The sequence below is a fragment of the Undibacterium sp. SXout20W genome, assembly GCF_049340285.1.
Lineage (GTDB): Bacteria > Pseudomonadota > Gammaproteobacteria > Burkholderiales > Burkholderiaceae_D > Undibacterium.
In genome coordinates this window covers 183407-208332 of record NZ_JBMPPH010000003.1, presented here as the reverse complement: position 1 = coordinate 208332, position 24926 = coordinate 183407, and the positions used below count along the sequence as shown (strand labels likewise).

Annotated in this window: 19 protein-coding genes and 1 pseudogene; 12 read left to right on the top strand and 8 right to left on the bottom strand. The window is 43.4% G+C overall.

Annotated elements, in window-relative coordinates:
- Together ACO0K1_RS03480 and ACO0K1_RS03475 are read left to right on the top strand one after the other, a co-directional pair.
- Window positions 1-211, top strand: a pseudogene (locus ACO0K1_RS03480) (IS3 family transposase); the annotation flags it as partial.
- Window positions 212-413: 202 nt separating this feature from the next.
- On the top strand, window positions 414-761 hold the full coding sequence (locus ACO0K1_RS03475; protein ID WP_423022729.1) for a DUF805 domain-containing protein: 348 nt from the start codon (window positions 414-416) through the stop codon (window positions 759-761).
- 344 nt (window positions 762-1105) lie between these two features.
- On the opposite strand, the gene ACO0K1_RS03470 is transcribed toward ACO0K1_RS03475, so the two are convergent.
- The 3 genes from ACO0K1_RS03470 to ACO0K1_RS03460 all read right to left on the bottom strand — a co-directional run bounded on the left by ACO0K1_RS03470 (window position 1106) and on the right by ACO0K1_RS03460 (window position 11101).
- Complete coding sequence (locus tag ACO0K1_RS03470; protein ID WP_423022727.1) at window positions 1106-1672, bottom strand: YSC84-related protein; 567 nt, start codon at window positions 1670-1672, stop codon at window positions 1106-1108.
- Window positions 1673-1756: 84 nt separating this feature from the next.
- Complete coding sequence (locus ACO0K1_RS03465; RefSeq protein WP_423022725.1) at window positions 1757-1960, bottom strand: hypothetical protein; 204 nt, start codon at window positions 1958-1960, stop codon at window positions 1757-1759.
- Between the two features lie 150 nt (window positions 1961-2110).
- On the bottom strand, window positions 2111-11101 hold the full coding sequence (locus ACO0K1_RS03460) for a GH36-type glycosyl hydrolase domain-containing protein (RefSeq protein ID WP_423022723.1): 8991 nt from the start codon (window positions 11099-11101) through the stop codon (window positions 2111-2113).
- Between the two features lie 252 nt (window positions 11102-11353).
- Between ACO0K1_RS03460 and ACO0K1_RS03455 the strand changes: the two genes are divergently transcribed.
- The 3 genes from ACO0K1_RS03455 (at window position 11354) to ACO0K1_RS03445 (ending at window position 13027) form a co-directional block, all read left to right on the top strand.
- Window positions 11354-11761, top strand: coding sequence for a DUF4398 domain-containing protein (locus tag ACO0K1_RS03455; protein WP_423022721.1), 408 nt, complete (start codon window positions 11354-11356; stop codon window positions 11759-11761).
- Between the two features lie 47 nt (window positions 11762-11808).
- Complete coding sequence (locus ACO0K1_RS03450; RefSeq protein ID WP_423022719.1) at window positions 11809-12678, top strand: OmpA family protein; 870 nt, start codon at window positions 11809-11811, stop codon at window positions 12676-12678.
- 151 nt (window positions 12679-12829) lie between these two features.
- Window positions 12830-13027 (top strand): hypothetical protein, encoded by a 198-nt coding sequence (locus ACO0K1_RS03445; protein ID WP_423022717.1) that lies wholly within the window; start codon window positions 12830-12832, stop codon window positions 13025-13027.
- Between the two features lie 204 nt (window positions 13028-13231).
- Here the strand turns inward: ACO0K1_RS03445 and ACO0K1_RS03440 are convergent, their stop codons facing one another.
- Both ACO0K1_RS03440 and ACO0K1_RS03435 read right to left on the bottom strand, forming a co-directional pair.
- Window positions 13232-13951 carry a Crp/Fnr family transcriptional regulator gene (locus tag ACO0K1_RS03440; RefSeq protein ID WP_423022715.1) on the bottom strand — a complete coding sequence of 240 codons (720 nt, stop codon included), beginning with the start codon at window positions 13949-13951 and terminating at the stop codon, window positions 13232-13234.
- 456 nt (window positions 13952-14407) lie between these two features.
- A complete protein-coding gene (locus ACO0K1_RS03435; RefSeq protein WP_423022735.1) occupies window positions 14408-14521 on the bottom strand; it encodes a lmo0937 family membrane protein in 114 nt (37 codons plus the stop codon).
- Between ACO0K1_RS03435 and ACO0K1_RS03430 the strand changes: the two genes are divergently transcribed.
- Window positions 14471-14659, top strand: a complete 189-nt coding sequence (locus tag ACO0K1_RS03430; protein ID WP_423022737.1) for a hypothetical protein — start codon at window positions 14471-14473, stop codon at window positions 14657-14659. The two genes, ACO0K1_RS03435 and ACO0K1_RS03430, sit on opposite strands and share 51 nt — an antisense overlap.
- Window positions 14660-15076: 417 nt before the next feature.
- Window positions 15077-15913, top strand: coding sequence for a Crp/Fnr family transcriptional regulator (locus ACO0K1_RS03425; protein WP_423022713.1), 837 nt, complete (start codon window positions 15077-15079; stop codon window positions 15911-15913).
- 49 nt (window positions 15914-15962) lie between these two features.
- On the opposite strand, the gene ACO0K1_RS03420 is transcribed toward ACO0K1_RS03425, so the two are convergent.
- Entirely contained in the window at window positions 15963-16763 is an 801-nt protein-coding gene (locus ACO0K1_RS03420; RefSeq protein ID WP_423022711.1) for a Crp/Fnr family transcriptional regulator, read from the bottom strand.
- A 382-nt stretch (window positions 16764-17145) separates the two neighbouring features.
- Complete coding sequence (locus ACO0K1_RS03415) at window positions 17146-17874, bottom strand: Crp/Fnr family transcriptional regulator (protein WP_423022709.1); 729 nt, start codon at window positions 17872-17874, stop codon at window positions 17146-17148.
- A gap of 319 nt (window positions 17875-18193) precedes the next feature.
- Between ACO0K1_RS03415 and ACO0K1_RS03410 the strand changes: the two genes are divergently transcribed.
- The 3 genes from ACO0K1_RS03410 to ACO0K1_RS03400 all read left to right on the top strand — a co-directional run bounded on the left by ACO0K1_RS03410 (window position 18194) and on the right by ACO0K1_RS03400 (window position 21063).
- Window positions 18194-18589 (top strand): DUF883 family protein, encoded by a 396-nt coding sequence (locus ACO0K1_RS03410; RefSeq protein WP_423022707.1) that lies wholly within the window; start codon window positions 18194-18196, stop codon window positions 18587-18589.
- A gap of 46 nt (window positions 18590-18635) precedes the next feature.
- Window positions 18636-20720 (top strand): putative bifunctional diguanylate cyclase/phosphodiesterase, encoded by a 2085-nt coding sequence (locus ACO0K1_RS03405; protein ID WP_423022705.1) that lies wholly within the window; start codon window positions 18636-18638, stop codon window positions 20718-20720.
- A 166-nt stretch (window positions 20721-20886) separates the two neighbouring features.
- On the top strand, window positions 20887-21063 hold the full coding sequence (locus ACO0K1_RS03400; protein WP_423022703.1) for a CsbD family protein: 177 nt from the start codon (window positions 20887-20889) through the stop codon (window positions 21061-21063).
- Window positions 21064-21316: 253 nt separating this feature from the next.
- Here the strand turns inward: ACO0K1_RS03400 and ACO0K1_RS03395 are convergent, their stop codons facing one another.
- Complete coding sequence (locus ACO0K1_RS03395) at window positions 21317-21919, bottom strand: nitroreductase family protein (RefSeq protein WP_423022701.1); 603 nt, start codon at window positions 21917-21919, stop codon at window positions 21317-21319.
- Window positions 21920-22256: 337 nt separating this feature from the next.
- Between ACO0K1_RS03395 and grpE the strand changes: the two genes are divergently transcribed.
- A complete protein-coding gene (gene grpE / locus ACO0K1_RS03390) occupies window positions 22257-22808 on the top strand; it encodes a nucleotide exchange factor GrpE (RefSeq protein WP_423022699.1) in 552 nt (183 codons plus the stop codon).
- Between the two features lie 52 nt (window positions 22809-22860).
- On the top strand, window positions 22861-24798 hold the full coding sequence (gene dnaK / locus ACO0K1_RS03385; protein ID WP_423022697.1) for a molecular chaperone DnaK: 1938 nt from the start codon (window positions 22861-22863) through the stop codon (window positions 24796-24798).
- The last annotated feature ends 128 nt before the right edge of the window (window positions 24799-24926 follow it).

Below are 24926 nucleotides of genomic sequence, written 5' to 3'. Positions count from 1 at the left end.
TAAGCACAGCGCTCTGAAATTTGTGACGCCAGCACAGCGTCATGATGGCCGCGATGCAGCAATCTTGCGACAACGTGTACAGGTCTTTGAAGTAGCGAAACAACGGCATCCAGAGCGCTGGTCTGGTACGACGCGGGATTGGAAATTGAAGGACGAGGTCTGGCTGAATCCGAAACGAAATCAGGCAGAGGAACTAATGCTAGCAGCATGACTTGACGCGACATCTTTGTTGACAACTACCGATGTTTGATGTTTGAAGTTTGATTTTGCTTCGAAAGTTTCCGTTATAACGTTAATCGGATCATATTTAAATTATTGTGCGATAGTCTCCGCATATTCACGATGAAAAGTGGTTGTTACGTTGATGTCGAGTTATTTTTTTGAAGAAACAGAAAATCTTACCCGGAAAAACAATGAAAATAGCCGAATCAATTGAAATTTGTATGACCAAATATGCTGACTTTAACGGCCGCGCGAGCCGTAGTGAGTTTTGGTGGTTTTTTCTGTTCGAGATAATGATTTCTGTTGCGGCCGATATGATTACGCATAACGATGATTTGTCTTCGCTATTAGGTTTGGCATTTCTACTGCCAAACTTGGCGGTTGGCGCCAGAAGGCTTCATGATATTGGTAAAAGTGGCTGGTGGCAGTTGCTTATGATAACTGGGATTGGTTTGATTCCATTGTTTATTTTTTGGGCGAGAGATTCTGATTCGAGCGAAAATATATACGGTCCTCGAATCGTCCAAACTGATTTGTGATGTCTTTAATTTGGCTTGAGAATTAATTGGCGGATGAAATCCGCCATTTTTATTGGTAGACGTGAATATCTAGTTTGTGACTTGCACGCATTATGGGATTAGAAATGGTGGAAATAATTTCAATATTTTTTCAATGATTTCAATGATTTCAATGATTTTAGTGATTTCAATGATTTTAGTGATTTCGATGCTTTTGCTTTAATTCATGTCAAACGAGAACTTACGCAATACTATTCTGGGTAGGATTAAATTTAATATTTTCACCCTACGATTTCTTACCTCTGAGTGCCAAAACAATACTGCCTAAGCTCAACGCTATTCATCTCATAAAAAATAAGTAGCTTCTATTTTTTTATTCTGGAAATTTTAGTACCTTCAACACTGATGCTGACCATCAAACCTTGTTGATCAAAAATGAACGCATAAGCATCATCTTTTAAAGTCGATGTAGAGAAGTTTTTTGCGGCGCCTTCATTCATCACTACGACTGTTGGGCCAACACCGACTTCCCAGCCCTGTGCATTACGAATACTTTGTTCAACGCGATCGCTCATCAAGAAAATGACATAGCCATAAGATTGCGCACCAGCTTGCCAACCCCAAGAAGCAGAGACAGAATTGAAGTATTCATTCATCTGACCTCCTTTAAGTAAAACACCTTCACCATAGCTACCACCAAAAACAAATCCGGCTTTGACAATTTTAGGGAAAACCAGAATAGCCCTCGCTTTTTTAGATAACTCTAATGCAGTCGGATTACTATGATAGAGCGTCTTTAATGCATCGTTCGATTCCTGGTTAAGTTCTGTGGCCGTTGTTGCAGCGAAAACTTGATTTGGTGCGACAGTAAAAAATAAACTGGCGAAGACAATGGCTGCAGACTGATAAATATAACGAATATTTTTGATCATGATGTTATTTTCCTGGTGTAGCCAATAAAGTGAGAAAGTGTCTTTGCTTTTAAAAAGCCCATAGCAAGCAAAAACACCTCAATATTATTTAGCTGTTGATTTACAAGCGGACGCGGTATTTTTTGTAGCTTTGTCACAGCATGTCGATGCGTGATTCGCGCTTACTTTCGCATCTGTTACTTTGTCTTTTGCGTGATGGGCTGCTGCATCCAGATGATGTGCCGCGGCTTCGGTATGATCGTTCGCTGCTTGTTCATGTAAGCTTACTGCTTCGCTATTAATGGTCATAATTGTTGCTCCTGAAATGGTGGAATAAGTGTGTCTCTCATCTATCTCGACACCATTGCAGCATAGTTAAATATCATGCCTGTCACAGTGCGATAACGAACACATTTTTAAGGGCTATTTAAAAATGGGTTCGTCGTCTTTATCTATGACTTAGGGCGCGTGATCAGTACTTACTTTCAGTGTTTCTGATACTGGAAACTCAATTTTTTGTAGTTGAAAATCGATATGATGGTGCTCATGATCGTTGACTAGTTCCAGATATAAATGTTCCGACAAATTACCATCGATATGTAGTGTTGAAGCTTGCTCTGCGCTATCGTTAACCGTCACCATAATTTCATAATGCGTATCGCAATACTGGTAATTTATTTTAAACTGCGTCCAATTGACCCGTAAACAGGGCGTAATGCGAATTTGCTGATGGTGGCGTTTTATCCCTAACAATGACTCCATGATGAAGGTGTACATCCATCCGGCAGATCCTGTGTACCAAGTCCATCCTCCGCGGCCGATATGGGAACCGACACCATACACGTCGGCAGCGATCACATACGGCTCTACTTTATAGGTTTGAATATGCGCCATCGAATCGCCGTGATGAATTGGATTAATTATGTCAAATGTTTCCCACGCACGATCAACATCGCCTAACTTCGCAAATGCCATACCCGCCCAAATTGCTGCGTGGGTGTATTGACCACCATTTTCACGAACACCAGGTAAATACCCGCGGATATAGCCCGGGTTTTGCGTGGACTTGTCAAAAGGGGGGGCTAATAGTTGAATAATCCCTTTTTCCTTATTCACCAAGCGTTGAAAAAGCGACTCCATCGCCACTCGCTGGTGTGCCGCGCTGCCAGCCGATGTTAATACCGACCAGCTTTGAGAGATCGAATCGATCTGACATTCACTATTTTGTGCTGAACCGAGTGGACTACCATCATCAAAATAAGCGCGGCGGTACCATGCTCCGTCCCATGCGGCTAACTCTATCTGGCTAGAAATTTTTTCAGCGTTGTCAGTACAAAAGGCGGCATAATCAGTATCCTTTTGGTGGATTGCCATCGCCACAAATTGCTGGAGCACCTCATGTAGAAAAAATGCGAGCCAGACACTTTCTCCCTTACCTTGATCGCCCACTTTGTCCATGCCATCGTTCCAGTCGCATGAACCCATCAGCGGTAACCCGTGTGTACCAAAACGCAATCCGTGCGTGATTGCTTTGACACAGTGTTGATAAATTGTCGCTGTAGTGGACGACCGTACTGGCTGATCGTAGTAAGAATCCTCGTCTTGACTAAGTTCACGCCCCTCGATGAACGCTACATCAACATCTAAAATCCCGGTATCCCCAGTATTATTGACATAACGTGCAACTGCTAGGGGTAGCCATAGGTAGTCATCTGAACAATGGGTCCGCACCCCTTTTTGGGTTGGTGGATGCCACCAATGTTGAACGTCGCCTTCAATAAATTGATGCGCCGCACATAATAAGATCTGTTCACGCGCTAAGCTATGTGCCGTATGGGACAACGCCATCGTATCTTGCAATTGGTCACGGAAGCCAAAAGCACCGCCAGATTGGTAATAACCACTTCGCGCCCATAAACGACAAGCAATGGTTTGATAGAGTAGCCAGCCATTGGCTAATAAGTTAAGCGCAGGATCTGGTGTGTTTACCTTGACGACGCCCAAGGTGTTTTTCCAGTAGTTTTGCACCTCTGACAATGCGATTGCCGCTGCCTGAGAGTTCAGATATTGATGAATTAAGTTCTGTGATAAATGGCTTTGCTGATCAGCGACACCAAGAATAAAAATTAGCTCACGTTGTTGCCCTAGATTGAGTTCAAATGGTACTTGGATTGCGGCGCAAGGATCATAACCGGCGCCAACGTTTCCTGATAAGTATCCTTTATTCATTGCGGTGGGATTGTTCAAATTGCCGTTTCTACCGATAAATTCGGCGCGATTTCCAGTCACTGTACAGACTGGACTATTGACAGCAAAGAATGCCGTACGTCCGGGAAAATCCGTGTTGTAGGAGTTACGGGCGCAGATTCCACTATTATCAACAGCCATTTCTGTGACAATATGCATCCCTGATTTGCTACGTAGATCAGCAAGCACCCATTCAACATAACCAGTGATTGAAAGTCGGCGATGTTGTTGTGACCGGTTATGAATACGAAAGACAATAAATTTTATCGGGTCGTTTAGAGCGACGTACACGGTCATTTCTGAATCGATTGCTTCTTCTGAATGGCTAAAAATACTATAGCCAAAGCCATGTCTGGTCTGATAATCGCCAGTGCCCCGGCGTGGCAATGAAGTTGGCGACCAAAATTTCCCGGTTTCCTCATCACGCACATAAAATACTTCGCCGCTACTATCACTGACTGGATCATTATTCCAAGGCGAAAGTCGAAATTCGTGGGCGTTTTCTGACCAGGTGTACGATTGCCCGCTATCAGAAATGATGCTGCCAAACGTGGGATTCGCTAGCACATTGACCCATGGGGCAGGGGTCATTACGTTTTCATTGGTCGAGATGACATACTCGACTCCATCACTGGAAAAACCACCGATGCCATTTTCAAATTGACGCGTGTCGCTGCCTCTTTCTGTCGTTAAAGGAACAGGTAATGCGAAATTTTGCTTCTTTTTAACGGGGTTTAAATTTGCAGGAAGAATATCCGCTAAATCACGTCGATTCAATTGCTCGAGCAAGGTACCCCGATGATCATTTAATATGATGCGAGTGACAGATTGAAACAATATTCTATCTTCATTAGAGATCTGGTCGATAGAGCGAACATAGATGCCACCAGGTTTTTCTAGAGCGTGCGTGCCGATCACTGATGAAATCAGGCCAACTATCTGATCCTGTAATACCTGGCGATAATTGGCGTGATCTTCATTCCAAATCACCAGATCAACTGCTAAACCGCGTGATTGCCAATAGGCGTGGGCTTGTATCAATTGTCGCGCGAGTTCGATATGTTCCTGACTGCTAATCTGTAATAATACGATGGGCAAATCGCCAGAAATAGCATAACTCCAAAGTGCTGACTGACCCCGAAGATTCTGCACCAAAATGTCGGGACTCGCACGCAATGCGCGATTGACAAAGACCACCGAATTCGCTAACCGTGCATATAATTGTGCATCCTTTTCACTAATGTTGAGCTGTCTTAGTACCACTTGACTGTGTGTCCAGGACAGATCAACGACACGTTCGGCGAGATGTTGATCTTGATACTTTTCGATGAGTGCGAGACATGCTTCGCGCGTATTAGCGATTCCTGTGACGATATCGATAGTGGCTGATTGTTCTGGATTTAAGGTCAGTTGATAACGAATAGCGACAATGGGGTCAAGTACTGCACCGGCGGTATTTGAGAGTGATCCGGGATGGCGCATGGCGTCAGGATTATTACAGGTATTGCCGCGGCCTATAAATTCTAAGCGATTTGTTTCATAAGAAATGTGATCGGCAGCCACGCCGTGCAAAGCCATCAAATGAAACATAGTGGGCACGATTTCGGTACTTGAACGTGGACGGCGAACACATAAAATAGCATTCTGTTCAGGTAATATTTCTGTCTGCACAAAGAGCTTGCTGAAAGCGGGATGCGTATTATCTGCGGCGGGTACTGCCAGGACAACTTCCGCATAACTTGTGAACTCTATCGTACGACGACGGCCAGAACGATTTATGATGCGAGTTCTTCGTAACTCAATATCATCTTCTGGCGATACAACAATTTCTGTGTGTAAATCGATGTTATTGTCGCGACGTCTGAATTCTGCACGGCCTTCAGAAAACACGACTTCATATTGCGGAGAAGATACCTGACTAGGCTGAAATGCGGTTGACCAGAAACGTCCTGTTTCGACATCGCGAACATAACAGAAACTCCCCCAATCATCGCGGGTACTATCTTCAATCCAACGTGTGACCGCAATGTCGTTCCAGCGACTATAACTCCCACCAGCGCTGGTGATCATTACATGATAATGTCCATTTGACAGCAACTGCACATCAGGCGTCTTTGAATTGGGTTGCGTCAAAACCCTTAATGGTGTGCTCTGATCGTTCGTGCTGCTGCGTATGTCTGCTAATTCCGTCGTATTAGCGTATGTCGATGTTACTGGCGGAACGCGTTCATAGAGCAAAGGTATCGTTGCTTTCAACAGTGGATCTGACTCGAACCGCGCTTGCATTGGTCGATTCAATAGTAAATACGCGATCGAAAGCAGACCCATACCTTGATGGTGGGTCATAAATGACGAAATTAAGGCGTGATTTTGGCCGCGTGACAAGCGAGAAACCGTGTAATCAATTGCCTCATAAAATCCGAATTCTCCACAATAACCGGATGTCGACAGTAGCATCAAATTTTCACATGCTGCCTCTGGCTCCACCATCAATGCCATCATCGACGCATAGGGCGCTATTACCAGGTCGTCACCTAAACCGCGCTTAAATCCCAACCCAGGCACACCAAATGCATGGTATTGATAATTGAGATTAGTATCAAACGCATTGTATCCAGATTCAGAAATACCCCACGGAACGCTGCGCTGCTGACCGTATTCAATTTGGCGTTTTACTGCCGCGTGATAGGTTTGATCCAGTAAGGTGTTATGGTAAGTTGGCATAATCAATATTGGCATCAAGTATTCAAACATTGATCCACTCCATGACAGCAAGATGGGCTCGCCGCCAGCGATTGTGAGTTGCCTGCCTAATGCAAACCAGCTTTCCTGCGGAAGGTGGCCTTGGGCAATACCAATAAAGCATGCCAGCCGTGCCTCCGATGCTAATAGGTCGTATCGACTTACATCACAGCGGCGCTCATTAATATTGTATCCAATGGAAAGAAGATGGGTGGTGGCGTCATACAAAAAGTCATATTGCACTTCAGAGAAATTCACTGCCATCGAAGCTAAACGGTGAATTTCTTTGATACGTAAATTTGCCCGATTTTTTGCTTCAGCAATGAGCTCACTCCAGCGTGAATTATGCATTTCATCTATATCAAATTGATTCACTGCAAGGCTATCTCCCATTGCCTGATGATGGTTGCAACTCAAGTCAGCTAATTGATTCAGACAAGGTATCCCTTTCAATTGCGGGAAGCGATCAAAACAAACTGCCATATTGCTTTCTGCTACCCACGGGGCGAGAAAGATAATTTCGGATAAATGACACCGGCATTGCTTGACTAATGCTGATGTCCAGATTTTTTCCTGAGAAATTTTTTCTTGGTTATTGCCTATCGGTTTTAATTTTTCTAGCTGTTCCATCAAATGATTTAAGTCGTTATACACTTGATTGAGACAAGTTGGCACCTCTGCGGCCAATTGCTCAAGCTGATCGCCGATGGCCGATATCATTGAAATATTTATGTCGCCCATTACCTCATGTAAGATTTGAAATGTATCAAGTAACCCCAGATAAATGTGTGGATGTAAAATGGGTTGCTCGATCAAATCAATCAGCGCTGGTCGTAAAGTCAGCAGATGTCCAGAGAAATTTCCACTATCCACTGTTGAAATATACATAGGCTGAAGGGGTGTCAGCGTCAATGTGTCGTACCAATTATAGAAATGGCCTTTGTAGCGATCCAATGATTCGAGAGTTTGAAACGTATTGCTTGTTCTCGTCAGTAACTGTCCAGTGCATATGTAACTAAAATCAAACGCCACGACGTTTGCTAATAATGACAAACCAATATTTGTTGGCGAAGTTCTATGGGCAATGATGGAAACGGGGGATTTTTGTACGTTATCAGGTGGCAGCCAATGATCTTCTTCACCGACAAAAGTATCGAAAAAGCGCCATGTTTTTCTGGCAAGTATGCGAAGAAAGTTATTTTGTATGACGTTGAGGTTTTTAACCAAATAAATTTTTGGTACGCTGATCCAATAGGCGATGTAGGGCGCGATAAACCAGCAGAACAAAAATGGTGTCGCTGAGCGTAGACTTATACTCTTAAAAAATACGACACAGATCAACACTAAAACTGAAAATGCAGGTGCAATCCACATTTTTTTCAGCGTCTGGAAGAAATAGTTCGAGCCTGATTGCTGGTCAAGATGTGATGGATTCCATTCCAATAAATGTTCGTGTGAAACCCAGATTCGCCATTGCGTGCGAACTATTGCATCGCCATATACCCATACCTCATAAGGCAAAAAACATACATGTAAAAGCGCTTGCGTTAACTGTACTTTTCCTTTGATAGCCAGTGCAGCGATATGCTGTCGAAGTAATAGATCAACTGGTTTATTGACGAGATTGACTATAAATAAAAGCAATGATGGTAGGGCAATTAAGCTCAATAATGACCATGACCAAAAGTCACTATAGGCAGGTGAGGAAAGTAAGCACCAGCCAGTGAGTAAAAAAAGTATTTGTGCTGTCGGTGTGACGCTACGGCGTAGATTGTCAAATAACTTCCACCGAGATAATTTTGAGAGTGTATTGGCGCTGTGCGTCGGTTTATCGCCTATTTTTTCAATTAAATTCGGCACCTTACTCATCATCCATGAAGCGATCTGCCAGTCGCCTCTCACCCAACGATGACGCCGTCGCATGTCCGTTAAATAATTGGAGGGATAGGCTTCGATCAAAGGCATGTCACTGATTAATCCAGCGCGTGCATAGCAACCCTCAAGTAAATCATGGCTTAAGATTCGATTTTCGGGCATGCGACTATGCAATGCTTGTTCGAAAATATCAACGTCGTAGATACCCTTGCCAATAAAAGAACCTTCATGAAAAAGATCTTGGTACACGTCTGATACAGATCTCGTATAAGGATCGATTCCTGCATCACCGCCATATAATAACTCGTAGCGTGATGCATGAACGGAAGGGATGCCGACCGCGATACGTGGTTGTAAGATGCCGTAGCCTTCAGTCACGCGCCCAGCGCTCATATCGTAGTATCCACGATTCAAAATGTGAGCCATCGTAGAAATAAAGAGGGCCGCCGCATCCCGTGGTAATTCCGTATCCGTATCTAAGGTGATCACATACTTAATTTTGGAAAGCCCACTGGTGTTACCAATGACTAATGAAAAAGCATTGACGGATAAATCGCGAAGAAAGGCATTAAGGTTTGCTAATTTGCCACGCTTGCGTTCGAAGGACATCCATTGATGTTCCTGTTCGTTCCAAAAACGCGGTCGGTGCATGAGTAAAAAATAGGAACCATCTTTACGCGGATACTTTACGTTAAGTGCGTCGATATTGCTTTTTGCTCGCTGCAAGAGTGGTTCGTCTGTACTTAAATTTTCTTGAATCGCATCTGCAAAATCGCTAAGGATGCAAAATTGGAGGTGGTAACTCTGATTTGCCAGAAAGCGAACCTCCATCGCGTTACAAAGTTCGTCAATATTCTCCAGATTAAATAACATGGTTGGCACAACCACCAGACAACTGCAATCTTCTGGAATCCGTTTGGAAAAATCCATTCTGGGGAGAGAATGCGGGACTACCAGCAGCGTGACGAGCCAATTGATGATCGTCATAGAAAATTGACTGCTGACTAACAAACTTATGATGCTAAAGAAAAATAATAAATAGACGTTGTCTGTTGACTTGCATGCCTGATATAGGAAGAAACTGGACACCAGAATGCTCAAGACGATGATGCTACCTGTGTAACTTGGGAATGCGTGTGTCTTTGCATAGCGCCGGCATTTGTCACCTAATGTGAGCTTTATTGCCGCTGCGGCTTCAAGCGATGCTAAACCTTGATCAATCAGAAAATAGCCGATATGGGCGCGGCGAGGCTGCGCTTGTGCTTGCGCTTGTGTTTGTGCTTGTGTTTGCGCTTGGACAAACTCCTGATTGGTCAAATCCAAAGCAAGTGTTGCAATGTCGCTCTCAGTTAAGTTGCTTTGAGTCGCAATGCGCTCGATAACGTGGCGATACCGATCGCGGGTGGAAAAATCCATGCGTGGATAAACTTGTGAGGGGTCTTGTCGCAGTATAGATTCAACGTTACTCAGGTCTTCGACGAATTCGCGCCAATCCATCGCCGTCAGAAGTCGCAAACTACCAATGCTATTGCTAATCGATATTTGATCAGCCGCTTGTTTCTGTGATTCTTGCTGCACCAACTTTTCGATGGTCAGCCCCGTTTCTGCCAGTCTTTGCGTCAGCCAGTTTAAAGGCAGAGTCAATGTCGGTGCCTGACCTTGTAGTCGCCTTACCAGTTCTGCGACAAAAGAACTATCTAAAGGTGGATGTGAACGCGACATATCGGCCACGAGCAAAATCAAATTACTGGGATTTTTTTCAGCCGTAGTGATCATTGCATCAGCCCATTCAATCGCTAATTTGCGACTCTCTTGAGTGATCGCTAATCTGGCAGCAACTCTTCTGAGATTTTCTATTAATGCCAGTCTTAGCATGATGGGAATTGCCCACAGTTCACCCAATTTCAGGACCGAGACCAGTTGATACGCCATGATGAAATGGCGAAGCGTGTCCGGATCAACACGGCCATCCCCGTGCGAAATAGTTTCTAATGCAATGCCATAAACGCGCGGCTTTTCTGCACAATCTCCGCTTGCTAAACAAGGCAATTCTTTGCTGTAATTTTTGGGTAAATGATGCTTTGCGGTTCTGATCTGATCTTCAATGAGATAAAAGTTATCCAGCAACCATGCAGCAGCAGGGGTGACCTGATGGCCGGATTTAATGGCTTCAGTGAGTAAGCCGCAAGTACTGATGATGACTTCTTCATTATCGGAGAGACGAGCGAGTAATTGATCTGAATGAATAGTGCTACTTAGGATATGTCCCAGAGCCAGGACACGTCCATGCTGTTCCATTTGGATCGCACTAAACAATTCTGATCGTAACGGTGATTCTGGAGTGAACTTTTGGTGACGTGAACGAAACCATAAGCGTTTCATTAATAAGGTGATACGCAAACTATAAAAACCATCGAAAACCCGTTGCTGAATCGTTTTCAAATTGCACGCTTCTTTCTTTTCATCGCGACACGCAGGTGATCGTGTCAGTTCTTGGACTAGTTGGCGGCTGCCATTGATGATGAATCCTAGAGCAAGGCGGTATTGCTGTAGGTACGTTGTCGTACATAAACGAATTACCCGCATTTACTTGGGTGTTTTGTACGTTAAAAGCGAACAAGGGTGCGTCATCGTACAGAGCTTCCTGGTGTTTCAAGATACAAGTTTATTTCTGACAATTGGTGGCAAAAATTTCTGTGGGTGATATTTCCTGAAGTGATTCAATAGGCATCTACGACGATGTTACTGAACGACCTCGTCATCACTTTTGATGCCCTTCTTTGACGGATGTACTCCGCTTATTGATGTACGTCTTTTACAATTTATTAGGAGAAAAAAATGTCTTTTTCACGACCTGTTCGTCCAGACTTTGTTGATGTCATTGCCATCGTTGGACTCTTTTCCACGTTTCTTTTTCTGTTTGGGTGCAACAGTGTCCCACCTCCTGTGATAGCGAGTATGGCGGTGACTACTGCAGAAGTGAAAAATGCTGCGGCCGTTGGGGGTGGCGAACTCGCGCCTGTTGAGATGCGTTCGGCTCGAGAAAAACTGGCTCAGGCCAATGTCGCATTGGCTGCGCATGATTATCAAGCTGCCAGCGACTATGCCGCACAGGCGCAGGCAGATGCACAATTGGTACAGACAAAAGTGAGCTCAACCAAGGCGCAACAAGCTGCCACTGCGTTGCAAGAAGATATCCGTGTGTTGCGTGAAGAACTTGATCGCGCAAACAACAGCAAGCGCTAAATAACGATGCCTGTTTTGTTTTATAGATAGTTGACCGGAGAATGAAGATGAAAAAAATTTCGATGACACCAGGCGCTTTATTGATGTTAGCAATGCTGACTGCCTGTAGCACTGCTCCTAAAGCAACATCGTTGCTAGATAGCACCAGACAACATTATTTATTGGTTCAGAATAATCCGAAGATTGCCCTGTTAGCCCCACTGGAAATGCAACAGGCCACAGAGGCCATGTCGTTGGCAAACCAAGCGGCAAGTAACAATGAGGCAGACGAGGTTATTGATCGGCTTTCCAAAATGGCACAGACCAAAATTGCGACCGCAGAAGAAGCAGCAAAACAAAAAAATGCAGAAAATAGTATCGTCGACGCTCGAAAACAACGCGACGAAATTAGGCTAAGTCAGCGTACTGTGGAAGCGAATCAACAAAAAGACAGAGCCGAACAAGCAGAGTTATCTGCGGATGCAGCAAATGTTAACACGATCAATGCGCAACAAAGAGTGCTGACGCTATCGTTTGAACTTGCTGAATTAAAGGCCAAAAACACGGATCGTGGAATTGTCATCACCATCGGCGATCTGTTATTTGGTTCGAATGATTCACGATTAAAGCCAGAAGGTATTCGTGAATTACAAAAATTGGCGAATGTATTACAAACGCATCAGCAACAGACAATATTAGTGGAAGGGCATACCGATAATACCGGCACCGTCGCCTATAATTTGACATTATCGGAGCATCGTTCCAATGCAGTAAGTAGCGCTTTGCAATTAATGGGCGTTGCGCGAAACCGCATTTTTATCCATGGTTATGGTGAGGAGTTCCCAGTAGTGGAAAATACGACCCCTGAGAATCGTCAATTAAATCGTAGAGTGGAAATTGTGATGTCGGATATGAACGGTAAGATTATCGGTCGATAATTTATTGTCTAGACCATGATAGTGGCAGAGTAACGACGGCAAGGCGTTTGCTGAACGCTCGTAGTTACCTGCATTAAGAATTCGCAATCCCAACGAAATACGAAAAATTCTTCCCCAATCTTGAAATTCTGTCTTGAAAATGGAGTCAAAAATGGCGACGTATCGCGAACAAAGTAATCAGCACACACCGAAAATTACTCCTAAGGATATCGTCGAGGTACCATCGCCGGAGGTGAAAGAAAGTAGGGCGGAAGAGGCTGCACTTGACGAAGCTTTATGGGAAACTTTTCCAGCCAGCGATCCTATCGCTGTAACGATCCCGCTGGCGGAAAATCGAAGAGATTCCTAATTCTGCTTTTGTATTTTTGTATTTTTGTATTTTTGTATTTTTGTATTTTTGTATTTTTGTATTTTTGTATTTTTGTATTTTGAGGCTGAAAAAAATTTAGATATCCTTTTCGTTTTAGAAACGTCGAGCGCAACGTTTTTCCAAGACTAAAACCTCAAGTCAGCTAATATTTTTGGGCTTAAAATTTCGGGCAAAATGTGGGGATTACGTCGCAATTTTTTCAGGTAATAAGCGATTGTATTCTTTTTTTACCACCATATAACATTCGCAGGTGCGCTTTTCAAGTCCCGGGCGATCGAGGACTTTGATGTGGCCGCGCGAATAACTGATGAGACCCGCATTTTGCAGTTTGAGGGCAGCCTCGGTGACGCCTTCTCTTCGTACTCCTAGCATATTAGCGATTAACTCTTGTGTCATCACCAGATCAATGCCATCAAGGCGATCAAGACTTAGTAATAACCAGCGACATAATTGTTTATCGAGTGTGTGATGGCGATTACATACCGCTGTTTGTGACATTTGCGTAATCAAGGCTTGGGTGTAACGAAGCAATAAATGTAAAACCGGCCCCGCTTTATTGAATTCTTCTTTGATACAGGACGCGGGTAGTCTGAAGCCAGTCCCAGCACTTTGTACCACCGCCCGGCTCGGGGTTGATTCGCCTCCCATGAATAAAGAAACCCCGACAATGCCTTCATTGCCGACGACAGCGATTTCTGCCGAACCACCATCCTCCAAGACATAAAGTAAAGAAACGATCGCAGTAGTCGGGAAGTAGACGTAATTTTGAACGCCACCCGATTCGTATAAAACTTTGCCCAGGGGCAGGTCCATAATTTCCAGCTTGGATTGTATTTTTTCAATAACATCATTTGGCATACAGGCCAATAAATGGTTGTCGTGTGGTGCACCGAACAGTTTCATAGTCTTACTTTAGCAAGAAGCATGCGTGATGGTTGCCTAAAGACCGGTTGTCCTAAGCGCGTTTGAAACCGTCATTCTCCAACTGGGAAATGACTGTAGGGAAGCTGATATCGATCGTTAAGCATGCTCTAAAGTAACTTAAAGGTAACTGCAAGTAACTTTAAGTTAACATTATTTGTAAGAATGCTTTACTTGTTAATAATAATATGTGCGCTAAAGCACATAGTGGCATAACTATTGATATCTTAAGTAGATATTTTTGAAATGATCACCAAACCAAATAGCTTTCCTGTGTTAGTGAGTCGCAGTGCTGGAATAAATCGTGATGATTGCGTGTCTGCAGCTATATGGCGTCTATTTTTTATTGAAAATCTGACGATAGTCACCGCAAAAATCGCGACTTTATAACAGATTGTTTGAAATGGCTCATAGCTCCAGACTACCTGAAATTCAAACTTATAAACTTCTTCCACTGATTAATCGCAGCAATATCATAATGATTGCAACTACTAAGAGAATATGAATAAAGCCACCAATGGTATAGGCACTGACCACACCGATGAGCCACAAAATAATAAGTACGACAGCGATGGTGTAGAGCATGATGTTCTCCAATTTCTAAAAGTAGTGGATGAATTTAAGAAAGTTCAAATTCGTGCGACAGCGAGTTTGAAATTTGAGCTATTGACTGGAAATGATCCATCTTAAAACTCATTTAAGGCAAATTGGTTCTACTAAGTAACTATCCGAAGCTCCTTTTTTTGAACCTCAGAGCGCAGTTTGCGCACACGCCGGTTTTCTGTCTGTGTGGAATCGCACGTATAGTTTGAACAGCCCAGTAGAAGATTCTGCATACAGCGGCATTTCTCGTCCGATTTATATAGTACGGACGCATAAGCTTCAAAAATCCAGAGTTATCTCCTTGCCAGAGACATTAGCGATAAACGAACTGGGTTCGTACAGTATTGTTGTTTAAATGGTCGTTTCATCAATATGTTTGCTTCCGCACAGAGCGCATCTTATCGAACGTTTAACATTGATTTGCATTGTTTCAGACATGCTCCTCTAATGCTCGCTCACCGCTTTGTCTTCATCAACCTTATGAATGAAAGCAGGATGCTCAACATGACTAACTGTTTTAATGGCTTGAATCAAAACTGTCTTTTAGCGGCCATGCCTGAAAGTGACCTTCAGCGCATCGCCCCCCATTTGGAGTTAATTACGATCAGGACGGGTGATGTTTTATATGAGTCAGGTGGTAAGCTTTCTTATGTCTACTTCCCGATTTCATCCACAATTTCTTTGCAGAATTTAATGGAGAACGGGAGTTCTTCAGAGATTGCTGGTATTGGCAGTGAGGGTATGCTGGGCACGATGTTATTGTTGGGTGGCCAGTCGATGCCTTGTCGAGCCATTGGTCAGATTGCAGGGCTCGCCTATAAATTAAGATCGGATATTTTGCTCAAAGAATTTAATCTGGCAGGTGCGACGTTACGATTATTATTGCGTTATACCCAATCATTGATTACGCAGACAACGCAAACTGCAGTTTGCAATCGTCATCATTCCATTGAGCAACAATTATGTCGTTGGCTACTATTAACCAACGATAGAGTTGCTTGTAGCGAAATCAAAGTCACGCAAGAAATCATCGCTAATGTTCTGGGTGTCCGACGCGAAGGTGTGACAGAAGCCGCCGGCAGGCTGCAAACACTTGGCTATATTCACACTCGTCGGGGTCATATCACGATCACTAACAAACAGGGTTTAGAAGATAGTGTATGTGAATGTTACAGTGTGGTAAAAAAAGAGCTCAATCGATTGATGTGTAATTCGTGTGAGCCGCATCTGGTAAGGCCGCTTGGCTTGCCAAGATCCACTTCAATTTTTCCAGTCCTTACACCGCCGCTATTACCTCCGCGATTAGGCAAGGCTGCGGGAAGAGTGTTAATGAATATATAAATTAAGGATGTCCGCAATAGATGCCAGAAATCTATTGCGGAGCTAATTGCTATCTGATCGAGGGCGGAATAAATTGCTGCTCTTCAGGCACAATTTGATCATTTAATCTACGTTCCGTATGGCCATTATTTGTCGTGCTCACATTACTGTCGATATCTTCGAGTAAGCGTTCATACTCATTTTTGACGACGACATAGCATTCGCATGCATGACTCTCTAGTTTTTTACGATCAAGAATATCGATGCGACCATTGCGATAATGGATCATTTTTAATTTCTCTAATTCACCGGTAGCAGACCCGACTTTATCTGTTCTTACGCCGAGCATATTGGCAATCAACCCCTGTGTCATTTTTATTGAGTCGACTGGTAGCCGATCGAGGCTCAGCAGCAGCCAGCGGCAGAATTGTTGCTCGATGCTGTGATGGCGATTGCATACAGCCGTCTGCGTCATTTGCGCAATAAGCGCCTGTGTATAACGCAATAAGAGCCGCAAAAATGGTCCAGCGCGGCCAAATTCTTCTTTCAAATGCGCGGCATCCAAACGGTATCCATAACCCGCACTCTGAACAACTGCCTGGCTGGATGTACTTTCTCCACCCATAAACAAGGAAATGCCAACGATGCCTTCGTTGCCAACAATCGCAATTTCTGCGGACGTGCCATTTTCAAGCACATACAGTAATGAAACAATGGAGGTGGTGGGAAAAAAAACATGCTCAATCAATGTGTCAGCCTCGAAAAGCATTTGGCCTAGTGGCATCTTCACCAGTTCAAGATGACTGACAAGGCGTTCCAAAGATGCTGGGGGAATGGCTGCTAACAAGTGATTTTGTAATGGGCTGTGCACTGTGATCGATCATAGTAAATTGCGGTACTATCGCAAATTTTTCGAGTAAAAACATAGAACACATTGTTCATAGAAATTATCGCGACATTAGCAGATAGTGTTTGATTTCTCCCAATGCTACGACGTCAGTTATAGACGCACAGAGTTCTAAAATGAACCAACGTAGAAAATGGGAGATAGGAAGAGTAACAGCTTTATGCACAATGTATGTTCGTTATCACACATATGGAGAGTGCATCTTTTGATTTGATTTTATTACCTGGCTTATTACTTGGTTTATTACCTGGCTTATTACCTAGCTTATCCGCGGCCTATTTTCGGCGTATTTTCCGGCTTTAATCTCGTGCTGAATTTTAGCCGGTATCACAAGGCGCATCATGATTTAATCGACGAGGTGATCTTGTTTGAGGTTGAGCATATGGTCAAACTCTTGTCTGATAACCCAATAGCATTCACAAACGCTTTTTTCCAGACCTGCTCGGTCAAGAATTGTGATGCTACCGCGACTATATCGGATCAAATGATGACGTTGAAGTTTACTTGCCACTTCAGTGATTCGTTCTCGTCTCAGACCCAGGCTATTTGCAATCATTTGTTGCGTCATTAACAGTGAATTTGATTTTGAACGGTCAATATTTTGCAATAACCATCGACAGAGTTGTTGCTCGACAGTGTGATGGCGGTTGCAAATGGCGATTTGCGACATCTGTGTAATAAGCGCTTGCGTATAACGTAGTAGTAATCTTAGCAATGCGCCGGCACGATCAAATTCGGCCTTGAGAAAACGTCCCCGCAAACGAAAGGCATATCCAGCTCGCTGCACTAATGCGCAATTTGGCGCAGTATGACCGCCCATAAACAGTGAAATTCCAACCACGCCTTCATTCCCAATTGAGGCAATCTCGGCCAATTCTCCATCTTCCATTAAGTACAGCATGGTGATGACAGCAGTGGTCGGAAAATAGACGAATTCCTGCCTTAGCCCAGACTCGTAAATGGTCTCACCAATCACCAGATTAACCAACTCCAGATTTGGCAATAACCGGTCAAGTTCAGCTTTTTCTAAAGTAGCTAAGAGACGATTCTGCATTTGGCTAATGGGAGTCGGCATGGGATTTTTTTACCTTAGTTGAAACGGAAATGGCTTTAAAAAATAGTCATTAATTGCACCTGAAAGGCGCAGGATAGAAGCGAACAGGGGATTGATTTAATCAAAAACTGATGTATTCAAATTGATTTTCTCGATAATTTTGCTTCGTTCATTAAAAGAAATGTAGACGAGCTAAGGCTATCATGAGCTTGGATATTTCTATGCGCGCTATGACACACAAGTCGATAGTGATGGGGAAAAAGTATAAAAAATTTTCCCAAGTTTTATGCATATCGCTCAGTTCGGCTCTTTTTAAAAAGCCCGCAAAAAAAATTACAAAATGTTCGATATCGTACTGACCACCACCTTTTCCCAACGTAAATTGTGGCTATATCTATTATTGGGAACTCAAATGAAATCAACTACCCCTCATGAATTGGAAGTCCTTATTGCTGGAGCACGCTCTTTGGTTGGTGATATAGAGAAGCTATTGCAAAATGTTGAAGGTCAATCGATTGAAGAAATAAAAGAAATGCAAAGTTGCATCACAAAGAAGATGCATGAATTTAAGCAGGCAATGCTGTGCGTTGAGCAAAATATGCTTGATTGCGCGAATGATTCGATCAAAACAACTAAACAGTATGTGCATGATTCACCGTGGCAGGCAGCGGCAATCGCCGGAGTGTTTGCGGTGGTAAGCGCTTATGGTGTACGTCACCTCTTTCGAACCAAATAGAAAATCTATGCGGCTGTCTTTTGAGAGGTAAATATGACCCGATGTCATGAATAAATCAGTGTTGATTATTTCCCAGGTTGCTGATGATATGAGGCGCTTAATAAAGGCAATAAGCCAATCTCAATCTGATCAATTTACAATTAAAACAGCGATACGATTGTCTGAGGCGCTAAGCACCATTAAAGCGCATCACATTGACATTATTTTGCTGGATTTGACATTGCCTGATAGCCATGGTGGGGATAGTTTTGACCGTCTCATTAAAGTTGCTCCGCATATTCCCATACTCATTCTTATAGATGATCCGCTTTGTTATCCCAGTCAGCATCATCAGGCAACGCTTGTAACGGGGGTCGCCGGGTATCTGGCAAGAGCGACTTTTTCAAGCCTATTGGTCATACAAACGATCAGAAATGTCATACTGCTTCAATCGCAAAGGAATAATCAACTGATTGAAAAAGCACGTGCAGAAATTATTTTGGATTCCATCGGTGATGCAGTCATCGGCACAGATCTTGCCGGCAATGTTGATTACTTGAACCTCGCAGCAGAACAATTAACCCAATGGACGCGGACGCATGCCTGTGGACGCGCCATTGCGGATGTGATGCCAATCGTTAATGGCCTGACGCGTAAAAGTGCCCGCAATCCCGTCATGTTGGTGTTGGAAAGTGATCGTCCCGGGGCGTTGCCTTCTGGCTCTTTACTCATTCGACCGGATGGCTCTGAACTGAATATTGAAGATTCAACCGCGCCAGTTCATGATGGTAGCGGCTGCATCGTGGGTGCGGTTATGGTGTTCCACGACATTACAGCGACTCAGGCTATGTCGGCAAAAATGGCATATTTTGCCAAGCATGATTTTCTGACCAATTTACCCAATCGGATACTTTTAAACGACAGAATTTCACAGGCGATCAATTATGCTAATCGTCGGCATAACCAGCTCGCAATCTTATTTCTTGATCTGGATAACTTCAAGCATATCAACGATTCCCTGGGTCATCCGATTGGCGATTTACTTTTGCAATCGGTCACAGAATTATTGTGTAGTTGTGTGCGTAATTCCGATACTGTGAGCCGTCAAGGCGGTGATGAGTTCATTATTTTGATCAATGAAGACTCCTCCGGAGAAAATGCTTCTTTGACTGCTTCAAAAATTCTGAGGGTCCTTTCCAATGCACAGCATGTTGGTGAACATGTATTGCATGTGACCGCCAGCATAGGGATTAGCATCTATCCAAACGACGGTGAAAATGCTGAGACATTGATAAAGAACGCCGATACAGCGATGTATCAGGCAAAAGAAAAAGGCAAAAATAACTATCAATTTTTTAAAAAGGAAATGAATGAGCGCGCCGTTGAACGGCAACTTATTGAGTCACAATTGAGATTGGCAATCAGAAATCAAGAATTTGCCTTGTATTATCAACCAAAGATCAGCTTGCATACAGGCAAGATAACTGGTGTGGAAGCATTGTTGAGATGGAATCATCCGCTTTGGGGCAACATAACACCATCTCGTTTCATAGGCATTGCTGAAGACTCAGGGCTCATTATCGAAATTGGGCGCTGGGTCCTCAATGAAGCGTGCAGACAAATGAAAATATGGAGAGATGCCGGTGCCAATCTTAATAATATTGCGGTCAATATTTCTGCCTTAGAGTTTCGTCGACTGGATTTTGCAAACACGGTCGCAAAAATACTCGCTGCTTGCGGCTTAGATGGCAAATATTTGCAATTGGAAATTACCGAAAGTGTACTCATGCGCGATGTTGATTTGAGTACCGATATCTTACGGGAGCTAAAAAAAATGGGAATACAAATCGCTGTCGATGATTTTGGTACCGGCTATTCGAGCTTAAGTTATTTAAAAAAATTCCCAATAGACGTTTTGAAAATCGACCAATCATTTGTTCGAGATATTGGGACTGTCGACGAAAACGGGGCAATTGTAAGTGCAATTATAGCGATGGGAAACAGTCTAAATTATCTAGTTGTTGCGGAGGGAGTAGAGCAACAAAATCAAGTTAATTTTTTAAAAAAATTATATTGTAAAGAAGCGCAGGGATATCTCTTTGGCTCCCCGATGAATGCAAGAAATTTTATAGATATGCTTGCGGAAAAGTAATGCAATCAGTTTTTAAACCCCATTAAATAAATTGATCGTTATCTTGTGTGCATTGGCGTACGGAATAATCACCGGTATCTGATAGGCTGATTTTTCCTGCAGTTTTTCCAAGCGAAGTCATTGTCTGGATCTGCACAGGCCGAACCGAAAATTAACCGAAAGGAATATGATGAATAAAGATCAGATGCAAGGAACTGCACGTGAAATCATTGGGACGTTTCAAAAAAACTTTGGCGAAATTTTCGGAAATACAGTGCAAAAAGAAAATGGGAAAATGAATCAAATCGCAGGACAATCACAAAAGTCTCTGGGTGACATTAAGGAATTTATTGCGAAGAGCTAATTCGCAGTGATTAGCGCGATAATGCTTGGGTCAGATTCCTGAATACTAAGGAGTTAAATTCATTGCCATAATCGTCTCGCCGCTACCTCACTTTTTACAAAAAAAGGGAAGGGCGGTGAACACAGCCTGAATTCCAAAAAAACAAAGAACTAGTCAATCAGGTTATTCGCATGATTGACTGTCATCTGCTTATCTTGATAAGCAGATTTCTAAATAAATTTTTAAGTAAGATTCTCAGTAAGATTCTAACTACTTATAACCAACCTAAAATTATCGCTTCTTTTCTGGCGACAGGGGCTGCCTTTTCTGCGGCAAGACCCAAAATAATGGGTGCAACAACTTGAAACTCCGCGGGAATGCCAAGTTCCTTCTTCCATTCTATGGTGTTTAAAGTTGGCACAGCAAAGCCAATGACACATGTTGCGAGCCCGTGGCCGCAGGCTGCTAGCATCAGATTTTCTGCGGCTAACCAGCAATCGGCGGTTGCAAATTCTCCGACCGGCTTTGCGCAAATTAAAATCAGGCTAGGGGCGTTATAGAAAATTGAGAAATCAGGCGAAGTGAAATGTTGATGCATTTTGCTCGCTGACGGGATTGGCGGTGGTGGTAATTCACTAAAAGCCTTCTTTGAGGCTTCTGAGATTCGTTGTAATACGCTTGGATCTTGGATGATCAAAAATTCCCAAGGTTCTTCGTGCATTGCGGTAGGCGCTTGAACAGCTGCGTCAAGCAATTGCAGAATAAGTTCGCGACTTGTTTTATCGTTTGTGAAATTTCTCACGGCCCGGCGCTGATAAATGGCTTCTATGACACTCATGTTGTCGCTACTCGTTGTTTTGATTGGTATGTTGTGCATGTCGTTCCCTTTAGGTTTCTGATTGAGATATCGAAAGAGATAATTATTTGCCTTTTTCTGCCATCGAACTGTTCGTTTACCCACAACGATTTGAATACTTCGTAAGTCTTTATCTGTTCAAGTATTTTTTTCCAGTATTTACCCACTTTTCTACGCGTAAAAGGGCAAAGTCCCTCGTCCTTTTTTCAATACAAATCGATGAAGGATTGTCAATGAATTTGAAGAGATTGGTTACTTAGCGTACAGATAGTGCAATTTATGGCGCGCAATATAGCTTCGTTATGGATCGGTACTATCAAGCCATTAATCAGATTACATTTTTCTTGAAAGCTGAACGATGCAAGAACAGGAAAAACAAAACAATGCGGTCGATATAGGCACTTCTGACCAATCTTCTGCAGCACCAATCGCGATCAATGATAGTCGCTTGGTGGTGCAGCTTGAGAATACGAAGAAATTATTGCATGAAACAACGGATGCGCTTTTGCGTTCGCGGGCAGAAACCGAAAATGGCCGCCGCCGCTCATACGAAGACATTGAGAAAGCCAAAAAATTTGCAATTGAAAGTTTTGCCGAATCGATGGTGCCTGTGAAAGACAGTCTGGAGATGGCATTAATGTTGGATTGGCCGTCTTTTGAAGCAATACGTGAAGGCGTGGAAATTACACTCAAACAGCTGAATTCGGCGTTCGAACGCCACGGACTACTAGAGATTACGCCAGAACGAGGGGAGAAAATTGATCCCGCTAAGCATCAGGCTGTGGCACTAATAAGTACCGATGAGCAAGCAGAAAATACAGTGGTCAGTGTTTTGCAAAAAGGCTACATGCTCGCAGATCGACTGCTTCGACCGGCTATTGTTACCGCTGCAAAAGCAGCATCGATCTAAAGAATTCAGTTGGTTTTAAAGAGCAGGTTTCGTTAATTGAAAAGGAATTGTGATGAGTAAAATAATCGGCATTGATCTTGGTACTACTAACTCATGCGTCGCTGTGATGGAAGGTGGTAAAGCAAAGGTGATTGAAAATTCTGAAGGTGCGAGAACCACTCCTTCAATCATTGCGTATCAAGAGAACGGTGAAATTTTGGTTGGTGCTCCAGCAAAACGTCAGGCTGTTACTAATCCGGTTAATACATTGTTTGCCGTGAAGCGACTTATTGGCCGTAAATTCGATGAAAAAGAAGTACAAAAAGATATTTCGTTGATGCCTTTTAAGATTGTTAAAGCTGAAAATGGAGATGCCTGGGTTGCAGTGCGTGATAAGCGCCTGGCGCCACCACAGATTTCCGCAGAAGTGCTGCGTAAAATGAAAAAGACGGCAGAGGATTATCTTGGGCATGAAGTGACGGAAGCGGTTATTACCGTTCCTGCCTATTTTAACGATGCGCAACGTCAGGCAACTAAAGATGCTGGACGGATTGCAGGCTTAGATGTGAAGCGTATCATTAACGAGCCAACCGCCGCTGCTTTAGCGTTTGGTCTCGACAAAAATGAGAAAGTTGATAAAAAAATCGCGGTCTACGATTTGGGCGGCGGAACTTTTGATGTGTCTATCATTGAGATTGCAGTGGTAGACCATGAAAAGCAATTTGAGGTTTTATCCACCAATGGGGATACCTTTTTAGGTGGGGAAGATTTCGACCAGCGGATCATTGATTACATCATTGACGAATTTAAATCATTACACGGCATTGACCTTAAAAAGGATCCTATTGCCCTGCAAAGAATTAAGGCGTCTGCCGAACGCGCTAAGATTGAATTATCTTCGGCGCAATTAACCGAAATCAATGAGCCCTACATTGCCATGGCGAACGGTGCGCCGATACATCTGACGCAAAAAATTACACGCGCCAAATTGGAATCATTGGTTGAAGAATTAATTAATGCCACGATCGAACCTTGCCGGATTGCAATTCAGGACGCTGGAATTTCCGTCAAGGATATTGACGACGTTATTTTGGTAGGCGGCATGACGCGTATGCCGAAGGTACAAGAAAAAGTCAAAGAATTTTTCGGTAAAGAAGCACGGAAAGACGTGAATCCTGATGAGGCAGTTGCTGTAGGTGCGGCGATTCAGGGGGCGGTTTTATCGGGCGATCAGAAAGATTTGTTGCTTTTAGACGTTACTCCACTTTCATTGGGTATTGAGACTATGGGGGGCGTGATGACCAAGATGATTCCGAAAAATACGACAATACCAACGAAGTTTAGCCAAATATTTTCTACTGCGGACGACAATCAGGCTGCGGTGACAATCAAAGTGTTTCAGGGTGAACGGGAGATCGCTGCGGGGAATAAAACACTCGGTGAATTTAATCTGGAAGGTATTCCCCCGTCAGCACGTGGTACACCACAAATTGAAGTGACATTTGATATTGATGCCAATGGCATTTTACATGTCGGAGCCAAAGATAAGGCGACTGGAAAAGAAAATAAAATAACCATCAAAGCGAATTCCGGTTTGACGGAGCAAGAAATCCGTCACATGGTCGAAGATGCCGCAGCAAATGCGGAAGGCGATAAGAAACTCCGTGAATTGGCTGAAGCACATAATCATGCGGATGCCATTATACATACAGCGCATAAATCGATGACTGAGGCTGGCGAAAAATTAACAGCTGCGGATCGCTTGGAATTAGACCAGGCCATAGTCGCATTAAAGACAGCGATGAAGGAAGGGGATAAAACAACCCTCTCTACGAGACAGCAATATATCGAAGGCTTACTGCAAAAACTGGCTGAGACAATGCAGCAGGGCGCCCAAGCTACTGGCGCAGCAGAGAATGACGGCCATGCTGGAGAAAATTCTACGCATCAGGGATCTGCTCATCCAGATGATGTCGTCGAGGCTGACTTCAAAGAAGTAAAGCAGCCGTGATTTGTGCTTATAATTAAAAACTTCTGCTTTGTATTTATATCGAAGCCAACTGCGCCACAGCAAAGCGCTGTTACGGCGGTTGGTTCGATATTTAGGTTACTCGCGTAGTTTTAATGAGGTAAGAAAAA